The sequence below is a fragment of the Flavivirga jejuensis genome, assembly GCF_030540765.1.
In the GTDB taxonomy this organism is placed as follows: domain Bacteria; phylum Bacteroidota; class Bacteroidia; order Flavobacteriales; family Flavobacteriaceae; genus Flavivirga; species Flavivirga jejuensis.
This window is the reverse complement of record NZ_JAUOEL010000005.1, coordinates 112,385-139,200: the sequence shown is the minus strand read 5'-3', so window position 1 is coordinate 139,200 and position 26,816 is coordinate 112,385. Positions and strand designations below refer to the sequence as shown.

Here is a 26,816-nt window from a genome sequence, read left to right as displayed (position 1 = left end):
CTTTTCTTAGAAGAGATTAGAACTTCTTTTTTTGCAGTTCTGGGTGTGATAAAATAAATAAAAAAATCTTAGATTTTTTTATTTCCTATTTCACCCATAGCTTTAATAGGTTAGTAAATGTATTTTATAAAATTATGATTTAGTATTTAAGATTATTTCAATGTAAATATTAAAGAATAGCTTTTAACTATTTGTATTTATGTTAATCTAATTGCTTCAAGTAATGGTTCTCTTTTTCTCGCATTACTGTGGCATCTTCATCTGTTTTATCTTTATAGCCACAGTAATGAAGTATACCATGAATGATAACACGATTCAATTCCTCTTTAAAAGAAACAGAGAAATCCTTTGCATTATCTTTTACTCTTTCAATAGAAATAAAAATATCTCCCTGTATTAATTTTCCAATAGAATAATCAAAGCTAATAATGTCTGTTAATGTATCATGATTTAGAAATTCTACATTCAATTTATGAAGGTATTCATCATCACAAAACACATAATTTATTTCTTCTATTTTATAGGTTTCTTCAGAAACAGTATTTAAAATCCAGTTGGAAATTTCCTCTTCACTCTCTAAAGAAAAATCAGTTTCGTAATTGAAGTTAATCATTATTCTGCTTAAAATATTCTTGCACTTTCTTTTTATAAACTTGTTGCAAAGGTAAAGCTTGTCTGTTTAATATTTCGGTAGTTTTAAAATATTGTTTTGCAGTAGGAATTTGATTGTTTGTCGTGTTACTAAAATTATTTTTATTTGTTTTAGATTCTCTTTTATTATCTTCTCCTTGTTGAAAAGTAGCGTTCTCTAGTTTCAATAACTGATGTTTTAATTGCATCATTTTTTGAAGCGTTTGGTTTGTAAATCCTTTGTTTAATAAATCCAATTCAATGTTTTCCATCTTTCTTAATAAAGCATTTCCATTACCGTTCTTTCCTTTTCCTTCTTTGGATAATCTTTTTTCTAAAGCATTTCGAAGCTGTTGTTGTTCTTGGTATATTTTATATAATAAACCATTTAGATCATCATTAGTTCCTTCACCTTCACTTCCTTTTTTCTCCCCTTCTTTTCCTTCTCCTTGCTTACCTCCTTTATTTCCTTTTTTGCCTTCTTTACCCTTCTCTCCTTCTTTTCCTTTTTTACCCTCATCGCCTTTCTTACCATCTTTTTCTCCTTTACCTTCTTCTTTAGGTTTTCCGTTTTCACTTTTCTTCATGCCTTCCTCCATCATCTTATTAAGTTCTTCTTGACTCATAATAATATCTGGTAATTGCATATCGCCTTTCCCTCCTTTTCCAGGAGACATACTCATATTTTCTTGCATGTTATCTAAAACATCACTTAAAAAATTTGCTAAATTATTAGCTGCGGTTACAGCAAATTGTTGATTAGAAACCCCCTGATATAATTGATTTTCGGCTAATGAACCTAAAGCCTTATCTATATTATAATAAACATCTGTGATTTCTTTATTTACCTTTTCAGAAAGTTTAGGTTGCCGAAGTGATAATGAAAATAGGCTATCATCAATATGTTCAAAATGCTCTTTTAAATTGCTTTGCTTACGTAAGAGAGATGCGAATTTATTATGGTTAACATCCATACTTTTAAACTGGTTCATCACAGCTTCCTGATCAAAAGAAAATAATACCAAATTATCTAAAATCTGTCGAAGCATATCAACATCTTCTTGCATCTGCTCACCGCCACCTGCTTGCATAGCACTTTGCATTTGTTTACTCATTTTTTTCATTTTCTGAGCTGCTTTTTTCTGGCTTTTCTGTGCGTTCTTTAAATTCTCTTTTTTATCTTCTTTAGGCGTTTCTTCGCTTCCCTCTTTAGGTTGTTCGTTTTCTTTTTTTCCTAATTCTTCCGAAGCATTTTTTTGTTCCTTTTTAATCTCATTTTCTTCTAATTTATCTTGAGGAATCTCAACTGGCTTTTTTAAATCTTTACTTTCCTTTTTTAAATCTTCTATTTGTTTAGAGAATTCATCAAACTTTTTATTAAGAGCTTCTTGTTTTTCTTTCGTGTTTTCTTTCTCAGATTTCTCAGATAGTTTTTCTTGTTTTTCAGCAAGTTTTTCTAAATCACTTTTTAATTTTTCTAATTTTTTTTCTACATAAAAACGTTTTGTTAATTCTAATAACTGCTCTAAACTTCGTTTTTTGTTTTTATTCTGCTTAGCAAGTTCCTCCATTTTTTTGGTTAGTACGTCTTCGTTATTGATTTTTTCAAGAAGCTTTTTTAACTCATCCAAAATCTTTTCATCTTTCTTAAGTTGTTCTTCGTTTTCTTTTAAACGTTCTTTTAAATCTTCTTTAAATGGATCTTCTTTCTGGTCTTCCTTTTGAAATTCTTCTAAGTTATCTTTTAACTTTTTGTTGAAGTTTTTCATCATATCGTCTTGTTGTTTTTGACGCTTAAAGAAGGATTCTAATTTCTTCTTATCGTTAAAATTTAAAGACACTTTTTCTTTTTGAGTTTTAGTTAGCTCTTTTAATTGTTTCTCTTGTTCATCAAATCTCTCTAAAGATTTATTTAAATCTTTGATGGTTTCACTCTGTTCTTCTAATTTTTTCTGAGCCTCTTCTTCTTTAGTGCGTTTTCTATAAGTAAATACATTGCTTTTTACCGTTTTATATTTATTGATGGCATCATTATCAAATACCTGAAAATATAATTCATACGGAATACCATCTTCTATCTTCAAATTGTTTGGAAAAGCACTTATAAATTCTGAAATATTAGAATTAGAAATTGGAATCTTTTCAAACTGCTTGTTTTTCTCATTGTCAGATGGATAATAAACAAGTTGTAGTTTACTAAAACCATAATCGTCGCTCACTTGCCCATAAAAATAGAGTGTTTGTAAATCTAAACTATCAGTTTCCACTTTTAAATCGATCTCTGGATATTCATCTTTAACAACAGCAATATTAAACGCTAAATTTTCGTAATTCTTAAGATTTTTGTTGCTTGTGCTTACACTATAATCTAGATTATTATAAACACGTTTAGAGGCTTTAAAAGCACCTAATTCATTGGAAGAGAAATTAATGGTATCGTTTGCATATAAATACACATGTTCTGTTGCTTTCGTTTTTAACTGCCAAATAATATTTGTGCCCTCAGGAACCAAAGCATTCCCAGTACTTTTTATAATTTCATCCTTCTTTTTAGTATAGTTGGGGTAATCTAAAACCATTTCTAAACTAAGTAAGGAAGGCACTTCAACAACTTTAATCTCATAAGGTTTAGACCTCACTTCGTTAGCCGATAACTCAAAATTAATATCCGATTTAAGTTGTGAAAACACATACTCAAAGGCTCCCACTCCCTTTTGTTGTAAAAAATAAGTTTCGTTATTATAAGTTATTTGAGCACTTTCTGGAGCTAGTTCTCCTGCTGTTTTTACAATTAATTTAAAGTCTTTGTTTTCAATAGCCTTTAAATGATCGTTTACAACAAAAAACTGAAACGGAGCTGGTGGTTCGTAAGCCGTTTTATAATGAATTACACGTTTGTAACTATCACTAAACCAACTAAAATTACCTGTTAAAAAAGTAAATAATAGGATTAAAACAGGAATAGCAGCATACTTTAAATAAGAGATATTTTTTTTAAGGTTAATAGCCAATTTAAAAGGAATTGGATTTAGCTCTAATGATTTCTGTTCGATGCTCGCTAAAAGTAATTCCGATTGCGATTTATTTTGATGTAACTGAAGTACATTTAGTAGTTTATCATTTACTTCTGGAAAATGGTGTCCTATAATTCTTGAAGCATCCTCATAATTAATTCCTTTTTGAAGTTTGAATAATTTAGCCAAAGGAATAACGATAAATTTTGTAATCAAGGCTATTTCTACAGCTATAAACAACCAAAACAAAATAGTTCTAGCTATGGTTTTTAGCCATAAAACATGTTCGATGAATAATGTGAATATTAAATATAATAATCCAATGGCGAAAAATAAAATGGTGCCTTTAAGCAATTCATTGGTGTAATAGCGTTTAATAAAGGCTTCTAACTTGTCTTGTATGTTTTTGAAGTTGCTCATGAAGTTATCTTAATACATTCATAACTAAAGCAAAAATTAGCTATGTGTTATAATTGTCAGTTCAATTTATCTGGATTTTTTCCGAGTTTTTTTGGTTCAGAAATAACCCTACGCTCGAGTTTCTTAAGATCTTCTTCAGCAGGAAGTTCTTCGGGTTTTATTCCTCTATTAAGTAAGATTTTTCTAACAGATTTATTATTTATAATGTGTTCAGTAGAAATTTGTCTTTCGTTTTTTAAACCTTTTTCCTTAGTATTAAATACGGTAATTTCTGTTGCAAAGTCTTTTGCTTTTATAGTTATGGTCGGTAAAAAATCAGCCAAGGATCGTCCTTTAGGGACTCCGAGCTTATTTTTCATTTGTTGCGTAGTTTTACCAAATAAAGCTTGGTCTCCTTTACTCCGTATTATTCCAAAATTTCTATCATTACCAGTTTGTTCATAAATAAGTTCAGATAATTCTTTTTCGGATAATGTTAGTTTTTGTCTTGCTTCTAACCTTTCCCAATCTTTTATTCGTTGTTCTATCTCTTCAAATCTTCTAGTTTGTATTGCGAAATAATTTTGAGCAAATGCAATTTGTTCTTTTTTCGGATCTCCATTTTGAGCAACCAAATAACAAGCATATCTTGTCAACATAATATCATCTATTTCCCGCTCACTTCCTGATCCTAATTTTACCATTTTGTTGACGTCAACAAAATGGTCTAAAATATTATTCCCAGTTACTTCACAAGAGATTTTACTTTTAGTCATTACTTTTTGAAAATTTCTCCATTCAGAATATCCTAATAAATGCTGAAGATCTCTTGCAAACCAAAATTCTATACCATTTTCAGTTGTTTGAGAGTGGTCTTCAAAATTATTTGATAATGATTTGATTATTTCTGATTTCATAAACTAAATTTCACAACTTGTTATAAGCTATATACAATTTATATATAGATTTTTGTTTTCACGGAAACAAAAATAGAACTAAAGACTAAACTACAATTTTATTTTGTACAGAGTTTATAATTAAGTGTTAATTGTATCTTTGCAAAGAAATTCCTGAAACAGGTTCAGGATGAAAACCCAATAGACTCTTAAATCTAACTATTTAAGAATTATTTTTAATTATAACATGACCAAAAACGTTCGTGTGCGTTTTGCACCAAGCCCAACAGGACCTTTACATATAGGAGGAGTTCGTACAGCTTTATTTAACTACTTATTTGCAAAAAAAAACAAAGGAACTTTTGTTCTTAGAATAGAAGATACAGATCAAAACAGATATGTTGAAGGTGCCGAAAAATATATTATTGATGCTCTTAATTGGTGTGGGATGCCTTATGATGAAGGGGTTGGAAAAAATGAAACATTTGGGCCTTACAAACAAAGTGAGCGAAAACACTTATACAAACAATATGCCGACGAATTAATTGCTTCTGGCAATGCGTATTATGCTTTTGATACTGCCGAAACATTAGATTTTCATAGAAAAGATCATGAAGCAAAAGGAAAAACATTTATTTATAATTGGCATAATCGTTTAAAACTGAGTAATTCTTTATCGCTAAGTGCAGACGAAGTAAAAGCTAAATTAGATGCTGGTGATGCTTATGTGGTTCGGTTTAAATCACCTCAAGATGAAACACTACACCTTAAAGATATAATTCGTGGTGATATTAAAATTGACACTAATATTCTGGATGATAAAGTGTTATTTAAAAGTGATGGGATGCCAACCTATCACCTAGCGAACATTGTAGACGACCATTTAATGGAAATAACCCATGTTATTCGTGGTGAAGAATGGTTACCGTCTTTAGCATTACACTATCAATTATACAAAGCTTTTGGTTGGGAATCTCCAGAATTTGCTCATTTACCTTTAATTTTAAAACCAACAGGAAAAGGAAAATTAAGTAAGCGTGACGGTGATAAATTAGGGTTTCCTGTATTCCCTTTACAATGGACAGATCCTAAAACCAACGACATTTCAAGAGGTTATAAAGAAGATGGCTATTTTCCTGAAGCTATGGTAAATTTCCTGGCTTTTTTAGGCTGGAATCCAGGTACCGAACAAGAAATTTTTAATCTGGACGAACTTATTGAAGGTTTCGATTTAAGTCGTGTTAATAAATCTGGTGCTCGTTTCGATCCAGATAAAACAAAGTGGTTTAATCATCACTATATGCAAGAGCAAAGTAATGATGATTTGGCAGAGTTATTTAAAAATCAACATTCAGAATTAAGTGATCTGGATGTGAATTATATAGCTATGGTTATTGGCTTAATAAAAGAACGCGCCACGTTTGTTTCTGATTTCTGGGAACTGAGTCATTTCTTTTTTCAAGCACCAAATACTTATGACGAAAAAGCATCAAAAAAAGCTTTTAAAGAGGGGACAAAGGAACTTATGCAGGAATTGGTTTCAATAATTAATACGATTGAAGACTTTACTGTTGAAACGCTTCAAACTAAAATTAAAGGCTGGATTACAGATAATGAAATTGGTTTTGGAAAAGTCATGATGCCATTGCGTTTAGCATTAGTAGGTGCTTTACAAGGTCCTGATGTGTTTGATATTATGTTTATGATTGGAAAACCTGAAACAGTAAAGCGCATTGAGAAGGTGATTGATTCCTTATAATTTTATTCAAAGCGAACATTTTATTGGTCTTAACTGTAGTTAAAACTATGTATTTTAGTGCTTTTAACTTCTAAAAATTTTTGACACAAATTTCACGAATTCACACTAATTCAGTATTACCACATTTCACGAAGCAGACTTTCAGCCTGCAAAAACGAACCGATGGACTGGAAGTCCATCGGAGAGTGGTTTATTTTGTAAATTTTTTTTAATTAACTTGTTTAATATTATTCAAATATTTGCCATTTATTATTTTTACTGGCATTTTTTTGATTTCTAATATTTACCAAATTTCATTATATTTGGTATAAATTAGATTTGAAATGCCGAAAATCATTGAAAATAAACTCATAGAGGAATTTAAAGACAGAGATACTTTTTCAAGAGAAGAACTATTTGACTTTTTTAGGTATTTCGAACCAGACTTGAAAGAAGGTACCTTTGGATGGAGGATTTATGACCTTAAAAATAAGAACATCATAAAATCAATACAAAGAGGCTATTACATCATTTCATACAGGCCAAAGTACAAACCCGAAATTTCTGGAGAGATTTTAAAACTAGCCAAAGTAATTTCTGAGCGATTTGAAGATGTAAAATACTGTCTATGGGACACTGATTGGATAAATGAATTTTCCCAACATCAATCAGGTAAAAAATTAATTATTATAGAAATTGAAAAAGATTTTGTTGAATCACTCTATTATGAACTAAAAGACTCTTTTCGATTTGATTTCTATCTAAATCCAGATGAAAAAACCATTGACTTTTATATTTCCGAAAGTCAAAGCCCTGTTATTATAAAAAAGCTCATCACTAGATCACCTATTTCAAAAAGTACGGAAAAGAGAACTAAATTCTACACACCTCTACTTGAAAAAATACTGGTAGACCTTTTCTCAGAACACAAACTATTCTATTTTTACCAAGGAGTTGAACTGATACATGTGTATGAAAATGCTTTAAAAAGCTATACACTTAATTACACCAAATTATTCAGTTATGCTAAACGAAGAGATCGAGAACAAGACATTAAGCAATTTATGACCAACAATATGTACCACCTAGTAAAAGATGTCATTGAATGATAAAAGAACATTGCTTTACAGAAGAATGGTTTGATACTTTTAAAAAACAGGCAGTGCATAAGCGAATAGACAAGGCTATTCTTGAAAAAATGATTTATGCTCTTCATTTGTTGGAATGTATTAAAGTTAATGGGCTCGATTTTATTTTCAAAGGAGGTACGAGTCTAGTTCTTTTACTTGAAGAAGGAAATAGATTCTCCATTGATATTGATATCATTTGCAATACAGACAGAGAAACCTTAGAAAAGATATTAAAAAAGGTTGTTAATTCGTCTAATTTCAAATCATTTGAATTGGATGAGCACCGCAGTTATAAAATAGGTGTTCCAAAAGCACATTATTCTTTTACTTTTGATTCTGTAACGAAAGGAAAATATTCTGGAACCATTTTGTTAGATGTATTAATTGAAGACTCTATTTATCCTGAATCAATCGAAAAAACTGTACAAACCAAATGGATTGAAACAGAAGGAGAAACGATCATTAAACTACCAACAATTGATGCTATTACAGGTGACAAGCTAACAGCTTTTGCTCCAAATACTGTTGGAATTCCTTATTTCAAAGGAAAAGACGAACAACCATTTTCTATGGAAATTTGCAAACAGTTATTCGATTTAAGTAAACTCTTCGAAAGAATAGAAAATATTGCAACTGTCTCTCAAAGCTTTGAAGCCTTTGCAATACGAGAAATTGAGTATCGTAAGGCAGAAGCACCAAATTTAACTCCAGAAAAAGTGCTGAAAGACACCATAGACACTTGTTTGATTCTCGCAAAAAAAGGAAATGGTTCTCCAGACGATAAATCAAAATTTACAGAGCTACAAAAAGGAATACGTGCTTTTGGTACTGGCTTCTTAATGATTGGTAATTTTAGAATTGATGATGCGATTCCTGCTGCTGCACGAATTGCATATTTAGCAACAAAACTGCTGTACAAAGAACTATCACCACTGGAATATTACAACAACCAAGACATAAAGGTATTAACTATTAAAAATCAAGATTGGAACTTCTTGAACCGATTAAAAAGACAACCAGATAAATCAGGTTTTTACTATTGGTACAAAACCCTAGAAGTAATGAATTTGATTGATTAAGAATAAAAAAGACACAATATAAAGGTTTGAACAAACCTTTTCAAGAAAGGATATATAATACCATAACCAAATCATTCAGTTAATCAATTTCCTGTCGAAACCAACAATTCCCGAATATCAATTTTTAAGAATTTAGAGATTTCAAATAAGGTCTCAATGGAAGGTTGAACTTCATTAGTATACCATCTTGAAACAGTAGATTCCGTTTTTCCTAAATGATGTGCTAATTGTTTATTGTTTGTATTCTTTTCAGCAAGAATAGATTTAATTCTATTTAAGTTTTGTTTCGACACCATGCTAATATAAGGGTTTTAAAATTGTAGCAAAAACCCTAACTAACCTAATGCTTCAAAGGAATCACCATATTCCAAGTATTTTCAAATTTCCAAGCTTTGGGTCCACTACCAACAGCCGCAAATAAATGCGTAGGCTTTCCGTCTTCAATGAGAACAAAAGGACGTTCAAAATGGTTTTGATGCGTTCGTGTACCATCATCCCATAAAATATTACGGCTATAGGCCTTTACATTATCAAATAAATGCCACTTTATACCATCTTTAGACCAAACATGAATACCACCACCCTCTTCTCCACAAATTTCTCCAGATCTATCTTTTATAACCGCTTCATACTGATCGCCTGCCCACCAAATGTATGGATCCTCTACGTCTATATGGCTATTGGTTTCTGTTTCAAAACGAAATACAGGTTCTTCACTTAATCTTTTATACTCCCCTTTTGGGCTAGATGCCATAGATACGCCTAATAATAGTGGTGGTTTTGAATTTACTGATGATTTATACATCAACAATATTTTTCCTGTTTTTGGATCTACAGCAGGAGCTGGATTAGATGTAATAGAAGCATCCCAATGTCCAGGACGTGGTTCAATTACAGGTTTGTCCACGCGTTCCCACGGTCCATAAACAGAATCACTAATAGCCAAACCAATACGTTTATTCATCCAGGCTTGATTCCAGTTTTCACCAGAAACACTTGGGTTTTCTTTTGTAGGTTGTGGGAAATCATAGGTTGTGCCAAAATGATATAATAAATATTTGTCTTTATATTTTATAACCCTTGGGTTGTGCGTACACATCCCGTCAAAAAATTCTTTTCCACGAACAGGAAGTACCACTTCTTCAAAAACATAAGGTCCTACTGGCGTATCTGATACCGCACGAACAACTTCTGAGTTTGTAACCCAATTACCGAAGCCTACATCTTTAGACCATCGGGAGGCAAACATATGGTATTTATTATCTTCCCCTTTAATAACAGACGATCCCCAAATCCAATAATCATCATCACGAAAACCACCATTTTTAGGAGCAGGTAAAATACGATCAATAAAAGCTGTTTTTGGAGGTTGATTATTATTAGACAAACATGACCACAAACCCGTTGTAGCTAAAATTGCAGACCCTTTTACAGAAGTTTCAATAAATGTTCTTCTTTTCATAAATACCTTTTAATTTAAAAATTCCCCACCTCTTGTCGGGCCTACCTGCTGGCAAAGGCAGAAGTAGTTGGTTTCAAGAAATTTTTATTAGGCTAAAATAAAAATAAAACTCCAAAAACCAACATATTTTGGTTCCCTTTAAAGCTTGAATTTCCTCCTGAAGGATCAACGTCTTGAGAATTTAATTTATTTAATATATTGGTAAAACCATAAACGTATTGAGCCTTGAGTTTTACATTTTTTATGCCTGCCGAAGCTCCTACGGCTCCATTCAAATTAAATTGGGAAATAGTAGTAATATCCTCAGCAGATAAATTTGTGTAGTTATTTACAAAGTAACCTTTTTGGTCTTTATTTTTAAATTCTAATCTGCTGTTATATTGTAGCATAGGTCCTAAATCTATAGTAAAATGATCTGGAATAATCTTTATATGCCCTAATAAAGTTACTTGAGCAGCAAATATTTTATATTCAATAAAAGCTTCTTCTGTACTCGTTATAGTAGGTCTTCCTAAAATTTCGATATTGCTTTCAGATAATTGCATCCCAAAACTTATATTATACGGCTTATGAGGAATATCTACCGTTGCAGATAAACCGCCTAAAAAGCCATCACCTTGTTTGGTAACAAAGTTATTTGTAGCAATGTCAAATTTGGTAATTGCAGCATTAATTCCAAAGCCATTAGAAATTCTAAGATTTCCTTTTTGTGCAAAATTTGTTGTAACAAAACAGGTCATAATGACTACTAATAAGACGAGTTGTTTTTTCATAAACATTTATAGGGATAAGTGTGCAAATATAACTTAAATTAGTAATTCGTTATTTTCTAACATTTTTATATAAATACCATGAACTATTTCCTTACCATTATTATCGTATTCGGATTAATAATATTAATCTCGTCATTCTTTATTGTAAAACAACAAACTGCGGCTATTATAGAACGCTTTGGTAGATTTCAAGCTATTCGTCAATCAGGCTTACAATTTAAAATTCCATTAGTAGATAGGATTGCAGGCAGATTAAGTTTAAAAATTCAACAACTAGATGTTATTGTAGAAACAAAAACTAAAGATGATGTATTTGTACGTTTAAAAGTATCTGTGCAATATAAAGTAATTAAAACCAAGGTTGCAGATGCTTTTTATAAATTGGATTACCCACATGATCAGATTACAAGTTATGTGTTTGATGTAGTACGTGCTGAAGTACCAAAAATGATTTTGGATGATGTTTTCTTAAAAAAAGATGATATTGCTATTGCTGTAAAATCTGAATTGAATGAAGCCATGCAAGATTATGGTTATGATATTATTAAAACATTAGTAACCGATATAGACCCAGATGCACAAGTAAAAGAAGCCATGAATAGAATTAATGCTGCAGATAGAGAAAAAACGGCTGCACAATATGAAGGAGATGCGGCTCGTATTTTAATTGTTGAAAAAGCAAAAGCAGAAGCAGAAAGCAAGCGTTTACAAGGTCAAGGTATTGCAGACCAACGTCGTGAAATTGCGCGAGGTTTAGAAGAGTCTGTTGAAGTACTTAACAAAGTTGGTATTAACTCGCAAGAAGCGTCTGCACTTATAGTAGTAACACAACACTATGATACATTACAAGCTATAGGGCAAGAAACCAATAGTAACTTAATTTTATTGCCTAATTCACCACAGGCAGGAAGCCAAATGTTGAATGATATGGTGGCCAGTTTTACGGCTAGTAATCAAATTGGTGAGGCTATGAAAAATAATAAAAAAGACAAGAATAAAAATGAATAAAACAACTTCAACTATTTTAATGCTACTACTTTTTTGTAGTAGCATTTCTTTTGCGCAATCTACCCAAGAATTAAAAACATCGGCTTTAAGAGACGCCAAAAGAATTTGTCAAGCGACTTTTAAAATGGATTTTAATAAGTCTATAGACTACATGCATCCAGGTTTTTTAAAAATGATGGGCGGGAACGAAATGGCGCTTGAATTACTAAAATCAAAGTTTAATACGATGAAAGAAGCTGGTTTTGTTTTTGAAAAATCTGATGCTTTAGAAGTTTCAGATGTTGTTTTAGAAGATGGTGAATATCGCTGTTATGTCGAAGCTTTCAATCAAGTGACTATGAATGGCAAGCGGATTAAAACTAAAAGCTACTTATTTGGAATTTATAATGCCGAAGCAAAATCATGGTATTTTATTGATATTAAGCAATTAAAAAATGAAGCTATGATGAATCAGGTGCTTCCAAATTTTAAAACAAGTCTGGAAATTCCAGACGACGAGGTTACTACCGAAGATATTTGATATATAAAGCGGTCTGAAAAATATTTAAATATTTTTCAGACCGCTTTACTTTTAAATCTATAACTTTCTATACTTTGTTTTTTCTTCTTTCTTTATCTCCTCCTTTTTTACGTTACTTAATTTTCCTGGAAAAGTAAGCGATGTACTGGCAAATGTTGAACCAAAATTCACATGAGCATAATACACTTGACTAACCGCATCTTTTACTTGATCTTCTGATAATTCTTTTAATGGATGAATAAATACTGACCATAAAATACCATCTGAAACGGCGTATTTAACATCTAAAGCAGTGTGAAAATTAGCAACCAAAGCAGCCTTGATCAAGGCATCATTTAAACTATTTGAATCTGCAATTGGCGAAATAATTCGCATTCTATTGTGGTTGGTATCTGTAATAGACATAAATGGAATGTCTTTTATATAAAACTGCCAAGAACCACTACGTCCTTGAATGGAATCGCTAACAGCCGAATAAATATCTTGGAGTTTTTCATTCGTCATATTTTGGGAAAAAATACAAAGAGGAAAAACTAATAAAAGAAAAAACCATTGTTTCATAAGCGTATATTTTATACTATAGTGCTGTGTTCTAACCAGACACTATATAAGTCGGAAGAATATTTAAATACTTAATGCGCCTATGTTTTATTCTTTAAAAGGATGGCGTTCTTCCCAATCTTGTTTAGGGTTCATTAAACCAAATACCTGTTTTAAAATAGCATTAATAAACCCATTGGTATGTTTTATATATACTGCCATAGCTTCGGGTTTAGCGCCTACAGAGCTTTTAATCTCCATAGCTGTTCTTGCATAAACAATATAAGGCAATGGATTATCAATGCCGTACTTAACCATGTCATATAACATATTCAAATACAATTGATTTGAATGCTGATGTTCGTTATCATAACCTAAAAAATAAGTTTCTAGATTTTTGTTGTTTACGATTAAAGTAAAAAACCCGACGAGTCTGTTGTTTAAATAATATCCAAAAACTTTAAAATTTTCTTTTAAATATAATTTTAAGCTATAAAAATGATTTTCTGGTAACAAGAAAGTATTAAACTTAGCATTGTTAGAAACATTCAAATAAAGGTTATGTAGTTTGTTAGAATTACTTTTAATTGTTTCCAAATCTAATTCATGGCATGTAATAACCCCTAGTTTCTTTTTTGCTCGCTTATACCGTGTTCGATATTTCTTGGTCATACTAGCCATATAATCATCAATAACCTGCCACTCTGGTCGTATTTTCATAATCATATTTGGCTGTACAGAAACTTTGTGTAATTTATGTGAATTAAAAAAAGATGTTTCAGCGTGAATAGTATCATCAAGAAAATAATCCTTAAACATAATAGCTCGAATTTTCTTGTTTTGCTTTTCCTTTATGTCTTTTTTAATGGTCTCTAAGGCATTAAAAACACATTCTAAGTATGCAGATTGAGAGATGTTCTCCTTGTTAAAAAACACGCCGTGTTGCCCTGTATGCGTCAAGTTTCCAACAACGAGAATGTTTCCTTTTAATATTTTTGAAACAATGTCTTGAAAAAATTCTTTTAAGCAAGAGACTTGTGTTTTTCTAAACATATCTTTTAAGTACAATTGTACGCGCTGTATGATAGCAATACCGACTAAAAGATTGTTATTGTAAACACCAATATAAAAATGTTGAATATTATCTGGAGAAGCTTCTTCCAAAGCTTTTAAATAGTCTACTTGTAAAAAAATATCGTGGTTTACTAAAGCATCCCAACCTTTAGGAAGCTTGTTAGCAGAATAATAAATATGAGATGTTTTGTTCAATAGGAAAATAAAAAGACTGAAAATTACAGTTTTCAGTCTTTAAATATGTTAAAACTTTACAAAATGATTATTTCCAGCCGCAAATAATAGCGCCCATTACAGTTAAAGTCACAATCCAATAGCCACTATTAATAAAAATATATTTGGCCCCTTTACGTTCAAATAAAGCGTTTGTACCTATAATAGGAAGTGCTATAAAAACACCTGCTAGTGAGCCATGTAAAGCACCATGTTTAAACGTTCTAAAAGCATCACCATAATCATTCATTAAAGCTTCATAAGAAGGTAAAGCAATAGATGGATCACCTCCAACTAAACTATAAACACCCATTTGATGAATAACAATGCCAGGAAGTGCTGTAGCTAATAAGAAAGCAAACAATAATGCTAAACCAAAAATTTTAGCCATGTTTCCACCTTTAACTTGCTCGTCTGTCATACCAGCTGCTTGCATCCAAGCATTTCCAAAAACTTTTGGGTTGTACCAAATAAATCCGACAACTAATGCCGAAACTGCAGCAACAATAATTGCTGGGAAGTTTAATAAATCCATAATTCTTTAGTTATAGTTAGAAGATAAATATACAAAAAAACAAAGTGATAGCTTTTAAATTGCTGAATGTAAGAACTTAAGCACTTATTCTTTTTTTAAATCTTTAACCAAATTTGATATAAAAAATAAAATAACTAATCCTGTAATAATAATACAGCTCCACATAAACCATGGCTTTTGCCATAAAGATTCTTTCTTAACAAGGTCTTGAGGTGTTTTTTGTTTTACGATTTCTTTTATTTCTACGCTTGGTAGATCTTCAGAAATATTATTTCTAAAAAAAGAAAGATCATACTCAGGAGCTTTGGCAGTCTTACTTCCTGTTTTAATACTATAATGTTCGTTCTTATTTAATGTTGTTATAATGTATAGTGGCTTTTGAAAAAAACGAATATCACTAAACGTTAAATTATTACTGTCTTTGTTTTCAATTTCAATATAAATACTGTCTTCAATAATCTCAGGAATATTAAAGATCATTTCGGTTTCTGAGTTTAATCGAAAGCGAGCTAATTCCTTATTGTAGACCTCTGTTTTATGTTTTACAACTCTTGAGGATTTTGTATATATAATAACATTTCTATTAAAAAACTCTGGCGCAATTACTTTAAATTGAATCTGGTTTATAACTTCTTTGTTCTTGAAAGTAACATGAATCTGTGTTTTTTTCTCTTGGATTAATTCTGAGGTAGTTTTGGTTTGAGGTGTTACTATTTGTAATGCTCTATGGATCGCATTATTAGAAATACTTCCAATTTTTAAAACATTTATAGGCAAGCTGTTTTTATCATTAAACACGATTTTTAAATAACGATATGCACACTGCGGAAATGTAATCGTTTTGTCTACACTTATACCCTTTGCATCATGCAAATTAGATAACGCCCCATTATTTAATATGCCAAACCATTCCTCTCGATTATTGCTTCCAGAAAGTTTAAATGTTTTAGACCCTGAATAATTAGCTACAGATAAAACAAATTGTTTAATAGTTTTAAACGGATTCTCGAAAATAATAGAAGAACTAGTGTCTTTAAGTACCGTTTTTGAAACAATCTTAAACGTAGCATATTCATTTGTTCTTAACAATTTCCCTTTCTTGCGAATAAAATAAGGGACTTCTTTTCCTTTACTATCAAAGATTCTAAAATCGCTAAGATCTTTATTAGAAAAAGAGCGGATTTCGTTTGGTAAACGAATTTCATGTAAGCCGTTTATATTAGCTTCTGTTAATTCCCCTGTTGTATTATATTGAGCAATCGCAAGATTAGCAAATAAAAGGGGTAATAAAAATCTAATCTGTTTCATTATTTATCTGTTCTTTAGTATCATCAATAACCAAAAATTTAATTTTTTGATAGACGAATGAGATGATTAAAATTAAAACACCTAATAGAATAAATGATATAATTTTACCTGTTTCAGATATGTTATTAATATCGTAAACGAACAATTTAATAATAGTGATTCCTAGCAATACCAAAGCAATTATTCGTACGCTTTTTATTTGTTTTTTAATACCAAAAACTAAAAACATAAAAGCTAGAATCCCCCATAAAACAGGAAAAGAAGTCTTAATTATTTTTCGCTTTGCCAAAGCTATATCTTCATAAGGCAATGCGTTTTGTGTGTCTTGAAGGTCTATAGGGTCTGTTAGTAATTTTAATCCGTGTAATAGAACTTCACTACTAGCTATAAAGATTAATAAGAAAGCAGCGATCCAAATAACTATTTTCTTATTGAATATATTAAAAACAGGCCTCTTCTTATTTGATTGATAGATAATAAAACCAAAAAATAAGGTTAAAGCAAACATGATATAATGCAAATAAAAAGCTGTTTGGTAGTTGCTGATAGCAGCAATAAAGTCACTATGCTCTTCGAAAACGAAACCTAAAAAGAACATGGCAAAAAGAATAATATTTCCACAAGCAATTATATTTGCTACCTGAGTATAGAGAACGGTTTTTCTTCTAAAGAAAATAAAAGCAACAACAGCAGTAAAAAGTAAATGGTAAAGTGCTGGGAGCGACAAAGCAGAACTCCAGTTTTCTATATGGTAAATGGCTTGAAAAAAGGTTTCTATAAACCCAACGATATATAAAAGTAATATGCCAGCAATTAATATGCATTTACGATATTTACCCGTATCCATTACTAATTTCCAAAAGGGTAAACGGACAGTTTCTTTTTTAAGTAAAAAATAAACCAGAAAAAGAGATGTAACTACAAAAGCACCCGTTATAAAAATGGGATTTGCTACAATATTTAAAATAGCTTCGTCATTATATTTTTGAGTCCAATCTATAACAAGACTAAAAATTGATAAAACATGTACAATCACTGATACAAAACGATAGCTACTAATACTCGATTTTTTGGCTAACCACATTAATAAAACAGCTTCTGCTGCCCAGAATAGTGTAATATAATTACCTTCAAATTGTAAAGGAACAGCTAAAGTTATAAAGGTTAATGTTAAACCTATTAACATATAAACAGCAATCTTATCCAATTTAAATGTCTTATATAAGAACCAGGCAAAAAACAAATTAAGGATGGCTAATCCCGCTGTAAATAGTCCTTTAAGTTCAGGATGGTAATTATTTAATACCACCATGCCCACAGCAAAAAAGAAAAATGTGTTTACTGCTAAAAGAGTTAGTTGTGTTTTACTAAAAATCGCTTTGGTTTTTACATTATTTATAATGTTTGCGAGTGTAAATATGACGTAAAATGCAAACGCAAAAAGTAGCGCTCCCATATAATGAGGGGTTTCGCTGTTAGTATCTTTTACAAACCAAGCACCAAATAAAAGCACCGTAAATATAAAAGCCAGTGTATTTACCAAATGCCATTTTTTATAGAATGCTAATATGGTTATTCCAATATTTAAAATGATGATGTATGTAAAGAGCACCACATAATTTCCAGAACCTGTACTCACCATAAAAGGAACAGCAAATCCGCCAATAAGTGACAATACAGCAAGTTCTATTCTATTGTATGATAAGGATACTAAACAGCTAAACAGCGTAATAATAACCATAATAGCAAAAGCTATTTGTTGATTAAAAAGCTGGTATTCATGAAAGGCAATGGCAATAGTAAAGTAAAAAATGGCAATGGCTCCCGCTACTAAAACCGAGCTAAAAGCCGCATATTTTTTACGTAATTTATTAGCAATAAGCATGACTAAAGAACCGCATAAAACACCTATTCCTACTCTTGCTGGCTCATTTATCCAATCTTTATCTATGGCATATTTTACGAAGTAACTAATACCTAAAACGAGTATTAAAACCCCTAGTTTATTAATTAGATTTTCACCAATAAACTTTTCTAAATCGGGATTTTTCTCTTTGAATTGTTCCCAAACTGATTTTTTTGGTGGTTTTAAGGCTTTGGCTTTTTTAATAACATCTTCAATACGTTCTTCTTTTTGAACGGTAAATGTTTTAATAGCGTCTGCTTTTATAGGCTCTGGTAAAGGTTTTGATTTTTCTTCATCAATAACTGGTTTTGAAATAGGCGTTTCAAGAGGCGGTTTTTTGACTTCTGGAATAGGTAAAGCCTCCTTAATTATTGGAGGAGGCATGGTTACTGGAGACTCTGTTTCTTTTTTAGCTGAAATACTGCCATTAGTAAGACCGTTGATCTTATTGTTTAGTATTTTAATATTCTCATTTAGCCTCTTATTATTTTCATTTAATTTGTGAAAACTGGAATTTATCTTATTAAGTAAAACAATTAATATAATTAGTATTACAAATAGTAAAAGATAATTCATAGGCTTTCAGTTTAGGGATTGATCACAGAAGCTTCTTGGACTAAAATATCGTTTTTGTCTTCTAAAGCTTTAGATATAAAGGCACTAATATCGTCATTTTTTATTTGTCCGTTTTCTAATAACACACCTAAAGAGAGCACAACCGCAATTCTGGTACCTACTTTTTTAACAGCAGTATTGAATAGTGGTTGTAGTTCTTCGTAAGTTACATTTTTAGCTAGTTCCCGAATCTCAGCTTTTACTTTTTGCTGCTTTATTTCTGGTAAATTAGTGTACTTTTTCCCTAGTTGCTGAATAACATCAATGGCTTTTCGCTTAGGTTGCGAATGGTTATTCTTTTGTTGCTTTTGATTGGAATTATTCTGAACAGGTTTTTGCTTAGCCCAAGAATCACGTAGCCCAACAGTTTTATTAAATATGATTTTTTCTGCAGTAGAATCATTATCTACATTAAAATAGCCCAAACGTTGAAATTGAAACTGATCTCCTTTTTTTGAATCTTTTAAGCTTGGCTCAGCAAAGGCCTCAATAACTTTTAAAGAATTCGGATTTATAAAATCCATAAAACTTTTGTCTTGATGACTATCAGGAGCCTCGTCCATAAACAAACGATCATATTCTCTAACCTCCGCCTTTATAGCATGCTTAATAGACACCCAATGTAATGTGCCTTTTACTTTTTTAGAAGTGTCCTCAGAATAAGTACACTGAATCTCAGTAATATTCCCATCAACATCTTTTTTAACACTTTCGGCTTTAATGATGTAAGCGTTTTTAAGACGCACCTCACCTCCTAATTTCAGTCTAAAAAATTTATTACCAGCTTCTTCTTTGAAATCTTCTTTTTCAATATATAACTCACGAGAAAAAGGTACTTTTCTAAAGCCTGCACTTGCATCCTCTTGATTATTCTCCGCCTCTAACCATTCTTCTTTACCCTCAGGGTAGTTTGTAATCACTAATTTTACAGGGTCTAAAACAGCCATTACGCGTGGCGCCGTTTTATTCAAATCTTCACGAATACAGAATTCTAAAAGCGACACATCAATGATATTATCTCGTTTTGCAACACCAACGGTTTCTACAAATTTTCTAATAGCACTCGGTGTATAACCGCGACGACGTAAACCTGAAATTGTTGGCATACGAGGGTCATCCCATCCATTTACCACACCATCATTAACTAATTGAAGCAATTTACGCTTACTCATAATAGTGTAACTTAAGTTTAAACGCGCAAATTCACGTTGCTTAGGTCTTATAAGAGTTGTATCTATAACCTGATCTAAAAACCAATCGTAAAGTTCTCTGTGAGGTTTAAACTCCAATGAACATAACGAATGCGATATTTGCTCTATATAATCACTTTCCCCATGCGTCCAATCATACATAGGATAAATACACCAATCGTTTGCTGTTCTATGATGGTGTTTTTTTAGAATACGATAGATTATTGGATCTCGCATTAACATGTTGGGGTGCTGCATATCTATTTTAGCACGAAGTATGTGTGAACCTTCTTCGAACTCCCCATTTTTCATGCGTTCAAATAAATCTAAATTTTCAGCAATACTCCTATTTCTAAAAGGACCATCTACGCCTGGTTGTGTTGGTGTTCCTTTTTGTTCTGCCATGGCTTCACTAGATTGCGAATCTATATAAGCTTTTCCTTCTTTTATAAGAATAATGGCCCAATCATATAGTTGTTGAAAGTAATCTGAAGAAAATAATTCTTTATCCCATTTATAACCTAACCAAGCAACGTCTTCTTTAATAGCGTCTACATATTCTTGCTCTTCTTTTGCGGGATTTGTATCATCAAAACGCAGGTTAACAGGTGCGTTATATTTTTCTCCTAAGCCGAAGCTTATACCAATGGCTTTGGTATGTCCAATATGTAAATAACCGTTTGGTTCTGGGGGAAACCTAAAACGCAATTCGCTTTTCGACATGCCATTAGATAAATCTTCTTCTATAATTTGCTCAATAAAATTGAGTGACTTTCTTTCTTCAGACATTTTTCTGATTTTTTCAACTAAATAAGCTCCAAAATTACGGAAATTCGAGTTATTTTAGCTCAATACTAAAAACATTCCCGAATGATTAATATAAACGAGTTTGTTTTTTGATCAATCAATTGAAAAAATGAAACTACTTCTGTAATTAAGAAGCTTAACAAACGGTTAATTACAAAGGCTTATCATAGTAATACTTATAAATGTAGGACAAATGAGAACAGAGCGACAGGTGGAACATTTTTTAAGATTTTTGATATACAAAATCAGAAATTCATTTCTGTAATGTGCGAACGCTGTACGTATGCAGAATTTTACAAAACTAAAACTAACGGATTAAGTAACGTTTTTGATTTCTTTACAAATTAAATGGGTATTATAAAAGTTGAAAATATTAGAGTATTTGCCTATCATGGTTGCCTTAAAGAGGAAACTAAAATAGGTAGTGATTATCGTGTTGATTTAGAGGTTAAAGCAGATTTACAAACCTCGGCGAAAACAGACAAGTTATCTCATACGGTAGATTATGTGTTTTTAAATAAGATTATTAAAGAAGAAATGGAAATCCCTTCTCATTTACTTGAAACCGTAGCAAAACGAATACTTAATAGAATCTTTAATGAAGATAAGTTGGTAAAAAAAGCAACAGTTTGGGTAAGTAAATTAAACCCGCCAATTGGTGGAGATGTTGAAAAGGTAACGATAAAAATGACCGATAAGCGTAAAAAGTAATTTAAAGTAAGAATAAGTTATATTTTTTTTTACATTTGTAGCATAATGAAAATGGCGTCGTGGCCGAGTGGCTAGGCAGAGGTCTGCAAAACCTTCTACAGCGGTTCGAATCCGCTCGACGCCTCAAAAAACCTTCAAGTTTTTCTTGAAGGTTTTTTTATGGTAATTTTTATAGAAAATTAATTAGATATTGGTAAAAATCAACCCCTTTTTTTATTAAATCCTTAATGTTGAATTCAGATTAAGAAATGTATTGTCTCAATGTTGGTGTAACTATGTTGAAAATCAAACAATTCTGATTGGATTTTCTTTATTTTCTTCTTTTTTTTTCGGTACTTCTGAAAGCATAAGTGTACAAAACTTTCATGTATAAGTTTACAAGCATTTATCTACAAACTAAATTAATAATCTTTAAACTAAAAAATTATGTTAAAAATTAAGCAAAAACGAAGTATTCATCTATTAGTTATTTTAGCACTTCTAACTTATTCTTGTTCAACTCTAACAGATAATGAAATAGATAATGAAGAGTTAGTTGAAAGCGAAGAGTCTGTTGAAAACGTATTAAATCTTACAGTTAGCAGTAGTAGCAGTCTTACTGCTTCCTCTTCATCTGGTCATCATTATGTTGGGAACTTAGAATATGTACTTGGAGATGTAAAACAAGCACAAATTACGAATGCATATAATACCACATCTAAAATTGACAATGCATTAGACGGTTTTGAAGAAATGGGAGTTAATGGAATTCGTATCGCTATTTTTGCAGATGGTGTTAACCCAAATGAAACGATGTATAATTATTTTTATAATGAAGCGAAATCAAGAGGATTCAAAATTTTTGCAAACCCTGCACAAGGTGGCGGTGGAGCAAGAATAGCTAATGGGATACTTAACGGTACAATTACATCTGTTAAGAATACAGCATCTAAAAATGCCCTAGTAGCTCGTATTAAAGCATTTGCACAACAATACGAATGTGATTGGATAAGTCCTTTTAATGAAGATGGACGCCCTGGAAATATTTGGTACTCAGGACAAATGAATAATATATATTCAGAATTATCTGGGCAATTAAATGGTGCAGATTTAGTTGGTTCATGTGATTGGGGAATCCAATCGGGACTATTATCACTTCAACAAACAACGATGAAGAATTATATATCGGTAGCTACTACACACAACTTAGGTTTTGAGCACTCCTTATGGCCTAATTATATTGCTGAAGCAGGATCTTTACCTGTTTGGGATTCTGAGACCAATAGCCACCAAAAATTTCCAAATCTATCCACTAGAATAGTTGCAGCTATAGATGCAGGTGTAGACGGAATAGTTATATACGATAGCTGGAAAACAATTAGCTTAACTACTGGAGATCTAAATGCTGATGGTCAAGAGTTTAAAGATACATTTACTCAATATTATTTTATAGAAAATAAACAAAGTGGTGATAGAATTAAGCCATATAGTAATGGAACAAGCGGCACATTAATAGTACAAGCTCCTTCAAGTTATTCTGGAAATTTTACTCAATGGGAGATTGTTCCGACAGATAATGGATACGTTAGATTTAGAAATAGAGGGTCTAAAATGTATTTTCGACCAACTAATAATAATAGTTACTCAAATATATATGGAGTAAACTCTTTTTCTGGAACTGCGGCATTTGTGCAATGGAGAATTGATGACATCGACAATACATATTCATACGTGGTGAATCGCTCATCAGGAAAAAAGATGCGCTCTATAAATGGTAATGATTTAAGTACTCATAGTAATGAATCGGATATAAGAATTAATCAAGTTCCTTCTTCCTGGACTGGGGATGCCACTCGTTGGAGATTTGTAGAAGCAAATTAATATAGTTAAGATGTATATGATTAAGGTTTATACTTTATCATAAAAAGAGGCTGTCTAAAAAGTGTCATTCAGAGACCTGTGTTAAAAATTTTAACTAGCGTATGAAATGACGTAATTGGGTGTCATCCTATGTTTGCAAAAAGTTAGTGTCATTCAGAAGGAGGTACGACTGAAGAATCTTTAGAGATTAATTATAAAGATTCTTCGCTGTGCCCTGAATGACAAACGATTGTAAATTAATCATTTATGAAATCCGTCAATGGTAGGCTATCGAAAACAAAATATATTTTGTTTGAAGATATAAGCGAAGCTTACGACTGAAGAATCTCTTAAATTTTAATGTTTTATTTTTAAGATTCTTCAACTCCGACAATTATCGGAATGTTTTGAATGACACCAATATTTTACAAACATAGGGTGACACTTTTTAGACAGCCTCTTTTTAATTTTTTCCAAGATTAGATTTACACTTGATTCGTGTTATATCCAAGTTTGCTTTTCGAATCTATTCGACGCTTCAAAAAACTTCCAGATTATTCCGAAAGCTTGTCTTTTATAGGTCTTATTTTTTCTAATTTTTCTTTGTTCTTTTTGTAGGCCTCTGGGGATACCCCTTGAAGAAATAATAAGATTCCAAAACCTAAAATAACAATGGCAATCACTTTTTTAGTTTTAAAAATAAGGCGAGGTGTTAATTTCGCTTTTAATCTTTTAGCGATCAAAATTTTAATGAGATCTGTAATAAAATAAGAAGCTACCATGGTAGCTATAAAAACAATTTCACCATTTTCTGATGTCGTTAACGAATCTCCTAACACCATAAAACCTAACCAACCAATTAGAACACCAATATTTATAAAATTAAGTAAAAAGCCTTTTATAAAAAGTTTCCCGTAATCTTTTTGAATTTCAACTTTGTGATATTCTTTAACAATAGCTCTAAAAGACTTTGACGTTTTTATAAAAGAGATAATACCATAAACAAATAACAATACCCCACCAAATATAAAAAAACTAGGGTCGTTACTAATTTTCCCTCTTAGGTTATTGGTACTATAAAAGGCTACCACGATAAAAATAATATCTGCAAATACAACCCCTAGATCGAATATTAAAGCACTCCTAAAACCTTTTGTGGCACTTGTTTCTAAAAGCACAAAAAATACTGGACCAATTGTGAAGGCTAGTATTATTCCGAATGGAATGGCGGTTAAGATATCATCAAACATAACTAAGTGAAGGTTTTCACAAAGTAAAGAAATATTTTAAAACAAATATAAGCTTGGTAGCTACAAATGTAAAAAGCGTGTGATAATAAAATCACACGCTTTAAAACAAACTAAGTTAATAAACACTCTAACTATTTCTTAACTAGTTTTAAACTGCTAATCCCATTTGCAGTTTTTATTTGAGCAAAATATAGTCCAGATTTTAAACTAGATCCATCTACGGTTGCTTTGCTTTTATTAGGAGTTACTGATAACACATTTTTTCCTAAAATATCGAATACTCTAATTGATGAGATGCTTTCATTTTTAGTTTCAACCGTCCAACTATCTTGTGTTGGGTTGGGGTATGTTTTAAAACGAGCTATGTCATTTTCTTCTGCACTTAAAGAGGTGTTTTTATGGAGATAGATATTATCTAAATAACCAACATCTAATGTTCCCGAAACCGTTAATAAAAATTCTAATAACTCGGCTCTGGCTGTTACACCAGAACCTTTCACATTGGCAAAATTTGTTAATGGAACATCTATTGAAACCCATGTTTGTACATCAGTCGGTCCGATTGCTACTGTTAATTCAAAAGCATCCGTTTCAACACCGCCACCTGCATGATTTGACCACTTAGGGTTAAATACTTGTCCTGCTACAAAAGCATCGGAGATCCAAAAATCCATATGGAAATGTGTCATTGCAGAAGCGTCAACAGAAGCACCTAAAGACATCCCTAAAAAATTACCAAAGTCTATTTTTAGAACGTCATTTGAAGCAATATTTTCTACAGTAAAATCCGAATCATCCCATGGCACATTAGCGACACCTATAGGAGTACCATAAGCATCTCCATAGATAGAAATAACATCTGCTGCTAATCTTGCTGGGGGTGCATTTGGTGCGGTTGTTGGTGGTACTGCTGGTTCTGTACATGCAGAACAGACTCCGCCACAATCTATATCATCTTCATCCTGATTCTTAATCCCATCATCACAAGATTCAATAGGTAATGAAGTACCTTCAACAAAAGTTACATTATCGATAAAGGTTGTTGTAACGGGAGAATTATTTTCCATACCAATAAAACCTCCAGGTAAACCTCCAGAAATATCATAAAGCGGGAAAAATGCAAATGTTTTATATTCTCCATTAGGAACACCTCCAACAGTGGCATTATTAAAATTAAATTCTAATGTTTCCCAACCAGTTCCATTATGAGCGGCTGGAACTTCTGAAGCGCCAGCGCCACTTATTCCGTCTATTACTTTAAGCAAAAAATCATTACCCGTAGTAGAATAAACATCAACAGAAACAGTTTTAGCACCACCTGTAGCAGTTGTTAAATCAATAGCAGATGTCGTCATCGTAAGATGGGCTTCCTGCCAAGGTTGGCCACCTGCTTTAGTAAGTAGTCTTCCAACTTTTCCATTAGCTGGTGCTGTTGGGGTTGCATCATCTTCTATGGCGACATCGACACCAGCATCTATCCAGTTAACACCAGTAGTAACATCGCTCTCAAAATTTATTGGAGACGACTGTGCGTATCCTAGAGATGCTGTTAATAAGATTAGTAATAATGTAATTTTTTTCATCATAATTTGTTTTTAGAATGAGTTAGTATTAATTGTTTTTTTAAACTAAAATTCACGCCTTGCAAACTATAATGCACAATCTAACAAAGGTGGTTTTAGATATTATTAAATGTACGTGCTGTTTTTTAATAAATTGGTAAAGTATACCGCTACAAAAAGCATACAAATCAATAAAAATGACATATTTTTAAATTATTCGTAATACAGATGGTGAGCTAAGTCTCTGTTAATGCGGTAAATGGCGTGTTTTTAGCTACTTCTCTTTAGAATCTATTTATAATTAATTACTTGTATATAAAGTAATTAGCAGCCTGTGTTGTGGTCATGTTGTGGTCATTTTATTAACTGCTGCCTTAATTTTTACCCTTGTATGCATTTATTGTTACTAAAAGCATCAAGGTTATAGAAATACTGATGAATGTTGGACCATATTATCAGTGCTTTATAGCATAATTTTGGACATTGGTCTGAAACTTTTTATCACTAGATTTTTCTTGATCGAAAAGAATTTCCCCAGGCTTTACCTCGGGTTTCCGTTGAAATTGTTATTCGTGAAAACAGAAATCTAAATACAGAATTTTGGTTTTTTGACCTTT

Annotated in this window: 22 protein-coding genes and 1 tRNA gene; 9 read left to right on the top strand and 14 right to left on the bottom strand. The window is 31.6% G+C overall.

Annotated elements, in window-relative coordinates; translation table 11 throughout:
* Nucleotides 1-202 precede the first annotated feature (202 nt).
* Genes ybeY through dinD form a run of 3 tightly spaced genes read right to left on the bottom strand, consistent with a single transcriptional unit; the run spans nucleotide 203 to nucleotide 4,960 of the window.
* Nucleotides 203-613, bottom strand: coding sequence for an rRNA maturation RNase YbeY (ybeY, locus tag Q4Q40_RS14545; RefSeq protein WP_303302611.1), 411 nt, complete (start codon nucleotides 611-613; stop codon nucleotides 203-205).
* Nucleotides 606-4,064, bottom strand: coding sequence for a DUF4175 family protein (locus Q4Q40_RS14540; RefSeq protein ID WP_303302610.1), 3,459 nt, complete (start codon nucleotides 4,062-4,064; stop codon nucleotides 606-608). The genes ybeY and Q4Q40_RS14540 overlap by 8 nt, the downstream gene beginning before the upstream one ends.
* A 56-nt stretch (nucleotides 4,065-4,120) precedes the next feature.
* Nucleotides 4,121-4,960, bottom strand: coding sequence for a DNA damage-inducible protein D (dinD, locus tag Q4Q40_RS14535; RefSeq protein ID WP_303302609.1), 840 nt, complete (start codon nucleotides 4,958-4,960; stop codon nucleotides 4,121-4,123).
* A gap of 226 nt (nucleotides 4,961-5,186) precedes the next feature.
* On the opposite strand from dinD, the gene gltX reads away from it, so the two are divergent.
* The 3 genes from gltX (at nucleotide 5,187) to Q4Q40_RS14520 (ending at nucleotide 8,886) form a co-directional block, all read left to right on the top strand.
* Nucleotides 5,187-6,698, top strand: a complete 1,512-nt coding sequence (gene gltX / locus Q4Q40_RS14530) for a glutamate--tRNA ligase (protein ID WP_303302608.1) — start codon at nucleotides 5,187-5,189, stop codon at nucleotides 6,696-6,698.
* A gap of 323 nt (nucleotides 6,699-7,021) precedes the next feature.
* Nucleotides 7,022-7,786, top strand: a complete 765-nt coding sequence (locus Q4Q40_RS14525) for a DUF6577 family protein (RefSeq protein WP_303302607.1) — start codon at nucleotides 7,022-7,024, stop codon at nucleotides 7,784-7,786.
* A complete protein-coding gene (locus Q4Q40_RS14520) occupies nucleotides 7,783-8,886 on the top strand; it encodes a nucleotidyl transferase AbiEii/AbiGii toxin family protein (protein ID WP_303302606.1) in 1,104 nt (367 codons plus the stop codon). Before Q4Q40_RS14525 ends, Q4Q40_RS14520 begins: the two co-directional genes overlap by 4 nt.
* Nucleotides 8,887-8,969: 83 nt before the next feature.
* Here the strand turns inward: Q4Q40_RS14520 and Q4Q40_RS14515 are convergent, their stop codons facing one another.
* The 3 genes from Q4Q40_RS14515 to Q4Q40_RS14505 all read right to left on the bottom strand — a co-directional run bounded on the left by Q4Q40_RS14515 (nucleotide 8,970) and on the right by Q4Q40_RS14505 (nucleotide 11,121).
* A complete protein-coding gene (locus Q4Q40_RS14515; protein WP_345027377.1) occupies nucleotides 8,970-9,182 on the bottom strand; it encodes a helix-turn-helix transcriptional regulator in 213 nt (70 codons plus the stop codon).
* Between the two features lie 44 nt (nucleotides 9,183-9,226).
* Entirely contained in the window at nucleotides 9,227-10,348 is a 1,122-nt protein-coding gene (locus Q4Q40_RS14510; RefSeq protein WP_303302605.1) for a glycoside hydrolase family protein, read from the bottom strand.
* Nucleotides 10,349-10,440: 92 nt separating this feature from the next.
* A complete protein-coding gene (locus Q4Q40_RS14505; protein ID WP_303302604.1) occupies nucleotides 10,441-11,121 on the bottom strand; it encodes a hypothetical protein in 681 nt (226 codons plus the stop codon).
* Nucleotides 11,122-11,199: 78 nt separating this feature from the next.
* On the opposite strand from Q4Q40_RS14505, the gene Q4Q40_RS14500 reads away from it, so the two are divergent.
* Together Q4Q40_RS14500 and Q4Q40_RS14495 are read left to right on the top strand one after the other, a co-directional pair.
* The gene (locus Q4Q40_RS14500; protein ID WP_303302603.1) at nucleotides 11,200-12,129 is read left to right on the top strand and encodes an SPFH domain-containing protein; all 930 of its coding nucleotides are present in this window, start codon (nucleotides 11,200-11,202) and stop codon (nucleotides 12,127-12,129) included.
* Nucleotides 12,122-12,649 carry a hypothetical protein gene (locus Q4Q40_RS14495; RefSeq protein WP_303302602.1) on the top strand — a complete coding sequence of 176 codons (528 nt, stop codon included), beginning with the start codon at nucleotides 12,122-12,124 and terminating at the stop codon, nucleotides 12,647-12,649. The genes Q4Q40_RS14500 and Q4Q40_RS14495 overlap by 8 nt, the downstream gene beginning before the upstream one ends.
* A 57-nt stretch (nucleotides 12,650-12,706) precedes the next feature.
* On the opposite strand, the gene Q4Q40_RS14490 is transcribed toward Q4Q40_RS14495, so the two are convergent.
* The 6 genes from Q4Q40_RS14490 to Q4Q40_RS14465 form a co-directional block, all read right to left on the bottom strand.
* Complete coding sequence (locus Q4Q40_RS14490) at nucleotides 12,707-13,153, bottom strand: hypothetical protein (protein ID WP_303302601.1); 447 nt, start codon at nucleotides 13,151-13,153, stop codon at nucleotides 12,707-12,709.
* Between the two features lie 144 nt (nucleotides 13,154-13,297).
* Complete coding sequence (locus Q4Q40_RS14485) at nucleotides 13,298-14,458, bottom strand: GNAT family N-acetyltransferase (protein WP_303302600.1); 1,161 nt, start codon at nucleotides 14,456-14,458, stop codon at nucleotides 13,298-13,300.
* 67 nt (nucleotides 14,459-14,525) lie between these two features.
* On the bottom strand, nucleotides 14,526-15,011 hold the full coding sequence (locus Q4Q40_RS14480) for a DUF1761 domain-containing protein (RefSeq protein ID WP_303302599.1): 486 nt from the start codon (nucleotides 15,009-15,011) through the stop codon (nucleotides 14,526-14,528).
* An 84-nt stretch (nucleotides 15,012-15,095) separates the two neighbouring features.
* On the bottom strand, nucleotides 15,096-16,319 hold the full coding sequence (locus tag Q4Q40_RS14475) for a hypothetical protein (protein ID WP_303302598.1): 1,224 nt from the start codon (nucleotides 16,317-16,319) through the stop codon (nucleotides 15,096-15,098).
* On the bottom strand, nucleotides 16,306-18,801 hold the full coding sequence (locus Q4Q40_RS14470) for a DUF2339 domain-containing protein (RefSeq protein ID WP_303302596.1): 2,496 nt from the start codon (nucleotides 18,799-18,801) through the stop codon (nucleotides 16,306-16,308). Before Q4Q40_RS14470 ends, Q4Q40_RS14475 begins: the two co-directional genes overlap by 14 nt.
* 11 nt (nucleotides 18,802-18,812) lie before the next feature.
* Nucleotides 18,813-20,819, bottom strand: a complete 2,007-nt coding sequence (locus Q4Q40_RS14465) for a glutamine--tRNA ligase/YqeY domain fusion protein (RefSeq protein ID WP_303302595.1) — start codon at nucleotides 20,817-20,819, stop codon at nucleotides 18,813-18,815.
* Nucleotides 20,820-20,987: 168 nt separating this feature from the next.
* Between Q4Q40_RS14465 and Q4Q40_RS14460 the strand changes: the two genes are divergently transcribed.
* The 4 genes from Q4Q40_RS14460 (at nucleotide 20,988) to Q4Q40_RS14445 (ending at nucleotide 23,408) form a co-directional block, all read left to right on the top strand.
* Nucleotides 20,988-21,185, top strand: coding sequence for a zinc ribbon domain-containing protein (locus tag Q4Q40_RS14460; protein WP_303302954.1), 198 nt, complete (start codon nucleotides 20,988-20,990; stop codon nucleotides 21,183-21,185).
* Nucleotides 21,186-21,548 carry a dihydroneopterin aldolase gene (folB, locus tag Q4Q40_RS14455; RefSeq protein WP_303302594.1) on the top strand — a complete coding sequence of 121 codons (363 nt, stop codon included), beginning with the start codon at nucleotides 21,186-21,188 and terminating at the stop codon, nucleotides 21,546-21,548.
* Between the two features lie 53 nt (nucleotides 21,549-21,601).
* Nucleotides 21,602-21,672 (top strand) — tRNA-Cys (locus Q4Q40_RS14450).
* Nucleotides 21,673-21,974: 302 nt separating this feature from the next.
* Nucleotides 21,975-23,408 carry an RICIN domain-containing protein gene (locus Q4Q40_RS14445; protein ID WP_303302593.1) on the top strand — a complete coding sequence of 478 codons (1,434 nt, stop codon included), beginning with the start codon at nucleotides 21,975-21,977 and terminating at the stop codon, nucleotides 23,406-23,408.
* A gap of 533 nt (nucleotides 23,409-23,941) precedes the next feature.
* Here the strand turns inward: Q4Q40_RS14445 and Q4Q40_RS14440 are convergent.
* Nucleotides 23,942-24,637: a LysE family translocator gene (locus tag Q4Q40_RS14440; RefSeq protein WP_303302592.1), complete on the bottom strand. Its 696-nt coding sequence runs from the start codon at nucleotides 24,635-24,637 to the stop codon at nucleotides 23,942-23,944.
* Nucleotides 24,638-24,768: 131 nt separating this feature from the next.
* Nucleotides 24,769-26,223 (bottom strand): T9SS type A sorting domain-containing protein, encoded by a 1,455-nt coding sequence (locus tag Q4Q40_RS14435; RefSeq protein ID WP_303302591.1) that lies wholly within the window; start codon nucleotides 26,221-26,223, stop codon nucleotides 24,769-24,771.
* Nucleotides 26,224-26,816 lie beyond the last annotated feature (593 nt).